Origin of the sequence: Plantactinospora alkalitolerans, from assembly GCF_015690345.1 — a bacterium.
Classification (GTDB): Bacteria; Actinomycetota; Actinomycetes; order Mycobacteriales; family Micromonosporaceae; genus Plantactinospora; species Plantactinospora alkalitolerans.
In genome coordinates, this window is record NZ_JADPUN010000382.1 from 1 (window position 1) to 2464 (window position 2464).

Sequence of the window (2464 nt, forward strand, 5' to 3'; positions counted from 1 at the left end):
CGGCTGGCTGGCCGGGCTGCGGCGGCGCATCGCCGACCCGGAGCCGGCCGGACCCGGCGGCCCGGACCGGGAGCACTCCGACCGGGCGCCGGACGCCGACCGGGCGTACGTCGACCCGGACCGGATCGGTCCCCCGGCGGGGTTGACCGCGGTGCTGCGCGACTATCAGCTCCGTGGGCTGCGCTGGCTGGCCCGGATGACGTCGCTCGGCCTCGGCGGCTGCCTCGCCGACGACATGGGGCTGGGTAAGACGGTGACGCTGATCGCGCTGCATCTGCACCGGCAGGCCGATCCGGCGACCGCCGGCCCGACCCTGGTGGTCTGCCCCGCCTCGCTGCTCGGCAACTGGGAACGGGAGATCGGGCGGTTCGCCCCGGGTACGCCGGTGCGACGCTTCCACGGCGGCCGGCGGACCCTGGACGAGGTGGTCGGTGGGTTCGTGCTGACGACGTACGGGACGATGCGGCTGGACACCGACCGGCTCGGTGCGCTCCGGTGGGGTCTGGTCGTGGCGGACGAGGCGCAGCACGTGAAGAACCGGGCCTCCGGTACGGCGCGGGCGCTGCGCGGGATCCCGGCCGCCGCCCGGGTCGCCCTCACCGGCACTCCGGTGGAGAACAACCTCGCCGAGTTGTGGGCGATCCTGGACTGGACCACCCCTGGTCTGCTCGGCCCGCTCTCCCGGTTCCGGGCCCGGTGGGCCGGCCGGATCGAGGCGGACCGGGATCCGGTGGCCGCCCGGGAGCTGGCCCGACTGGTCGCGCCGTTCCTGCTGCGCCGCCGCAAGTCGGATCCGGGTATCGCGCCGGAGCTGCCGCCGAAGACCGAGACCGATCGTCCGGTCGGGCTGACCGGCGAGCAGGCGGGCCTCTACGAGGCGGTGGTCCGGGAGACGATGGCGCAGATCCGGGACAGTGCCGGAATGGCCCGGCGGGGCCTGGTGCTGAAGCTTCTGACCTCGTTGAAGCAGGTCTGCAACCATCCGGCCCACTACCTGCGGGAGGCGCGGCCGAGGCTGGCCGGCCGGTCCGGAAAACTCGAACTCCTCGACGAACTGGTCGACACGATCGTCGCCGGGAACGGCGCGGTGCTGGTCTTCACCCAGTACGTCGCGATGGCCCGGCTGATCGAGCGGCACCTCGGTGACCGTGGCGTGCCGACCCAACTGCTGCACGGCGGTACGCCGGTGCTGCGCCGGGACGAGCAGGTACGCCGGTTCCAGGACGGTGCCGTGCCGGTCTTCCTGTTGTCACTGAAAGCTGCCGGGACCGGGCTCAACCTGACCCGGGCCGATCACGTGGTGCACTACGACCGCTGGTGGAACCCGGCGGTGGAGGAGCAGGCCACCGACCGGGCGTACCGGATCGGGCAGACCCGGCCCGTGCAGGTGCACCGGCTGGTCACCGAGGGGACGGTCGAGGACCGGATCGCCGCGCTGCTGGCGACGAAGCGGGAACTCGCCGACGCGGTGCTGGCGGGCGGCGACGCGGCGTTGACCGAACTGTCCGACGCCGAGCTGGCGGACCTGGTCGAGCTGCGCGGGCCGGCATGAGTGGGCGCGGCGGAGGAGTCGGCGAGCCCGGTGGACCGGCTCGGAACGGCGACGAGCGCGGCGAGGAGACGGCGTGAGCGACGGTGGTGGTATGGGCGACGGCGGTGACCGGGTCCGGGGCTTTCCGGCGTTCCCGCCCGGCCGGCGGGCCCGGCAGACCAGGGCCTGGTGGGGGGACGCGTGGATCCGCGCCCTGGAGGACACGTCGCTGGACCAGACGCTGCTGCGCCGGGGACGCCGGTTCGCCTCCGCCGGCCAGGTCGGCTCGATAACCGTCAGCCCGGGTCGGATCGCCGCCGAGGTGCACGACGGCGTGCAGGACGTCTTCTACCGGCCGCGGGTCTTCGTCGAACCGACGGATGACGCCGGGTGGGTCCGGTTCCTGGACCAGGTCGAGGCGAAGGCCGGACACATCGCCGCGCTGCTCGACGGGGAGATGCCGCGTGACCTGGTGGCCGCCGCGGATGATGTCGGCGTCCGGCTGTTGCCGGAGCTGGGTGACCTGCAGCCGGAATGCGACTGCCCCGAATGGGGTGATCCCTGCCCGCACGCCACCGCGCTCTGCTACCAGGTGGCCTGGCTGCTCGACGCCGATCCGTTCGTGTTGCTGCTGATCCGGGGCCGGGGTCGGCGGGAACTCCTGGCCGAACTCCGGCGCCGGACCGCCCGGCCGCAGGCCGTACCCCGGGTCGTCCCGTCGGCCGGCGCTGCGGGGGTGCCGGCCGTGCAGGCGTACGCCCGGCCGGATCCGGTGCTGCCGGGACCGCCGCCCCCACCCGGATCCGGCGGGACCGGCCCGGAGTTGCCGGATGCGCCGGGGGTGCCGGCGGAGGCGCTGCGGATGCTTGTCGACAACGCCGCCGACCGGGCCGCCGCGCTGCTCGGGTTCACCGCCCCGGGTGGCCCCCGGCC

General features: G+C 74.5%; 2 protein-coding genes. Both read left to right on the forward strand.

Translation table 11 applies throughout. The annotated features are described in order from the left end of the window. A partial coding sequence (locus tag I0C86_RS38605; protein WP_196206266.1) for a DEAD/DEAH box helicase occupies positions 1 to 1552 on the forward strand: 1552 nt, incomplete at its 5' end. A 73-nt stretch (positions 1553 to 1625) separates the two neighbouring features. Next, positions 1626 to 2464 (forward strand): SWIM zinc finger family protein (locus I0C86_RS38610; protein ID WP_456319980.1); only part of this gene is annotated, 839 nt, incomplete at its 3' end.